The organism is Vibrio sp. 1401, from assembly GCF_033340295.1.
The window spans coordinates 1-780 of record NZ_JAWOWF010000277.1 but is presented as its reverse complement, the minus strand read 5'-3'; the positions used below and the strand labels follow the sequence as shown (position 1 = coordinate 780).

The window sequence follows — 780 nt, the reverse complement described above, 5'->3', positions numbered from 1 at the left end:
GTATTTTTATTAGCCGGAATGCTGACATGATCGGGTAATAATAATAAGATCAAAAAGATAATCCGTATTTATATAAGCAGAGAATGTGATGAGCCGAGACAACTACAACAAACTCAGCAATGATGAGCTGGATTTTGTCGATGACAAAACTGCCGCACTGCTTCTCAACACCCCAAATAGCGCCCGACTAATGTTGTGGGTTATGGTGTTGTTTTTTGTTGCAGCCATTGGTTGGGCATCGTGGGCACAGATCGACCAAGTCACCGTCGGTCAAGGTAAAGTAATTCCCTCTTCTCAAATCCAAGTAGTCCAAAACTTGGAAGGTGGTCTCGTCAAAGAAATTCTGGTGAAAGAAGGCCAACTGGTGAAAAAAGGCCAGCAACTTCTGTTGATCGACGATACTCGTTTTCGCTCGGACTACCGCGAACGTGAACAACAAGTTGCCAACCTGACCGCCTCGGTATTACAACTTTCTGCTTCTATCAACAGCGTTGCCGTCAATCGCGATTTTAATATTCAAGATTGGGAAAAAAGCGTCGTTCTCGATTACGGCAAACTGACTTTCCCACCGGTATTGGAAGAGACGCAGCCACAATTAACTCAGCGTCAAAAAGCAGAATACCTCGAAGATTTGGATAACCTACGCAACCAACTGTCGGTGATCGATCAACAACTTGAGCAAAAACAGCAAGACTTGGTCGAAATTGAAGCGCGAGTGCGCAACTTACGCCAAAGCTACCAATACGCGAAGAAAGAACTGGATATCACCCAACCGTTGGC

1 protein-coding gene is annotated in these 780 nt (G+C 44.9%); it reads left to right on the top strand.

Translation table 11 applies throughout. From position 1 onward, the window contains the following. Nucleotides 1-88 precede the first annotated feature (88 nt). The coding region (locus R7Z77_RS25085; protein ID WP_318137011.1) for a biotin/lipoyl-binding protein at nucleotides 89-780 on the top strand (692 nt) is incomplete at its 3' end.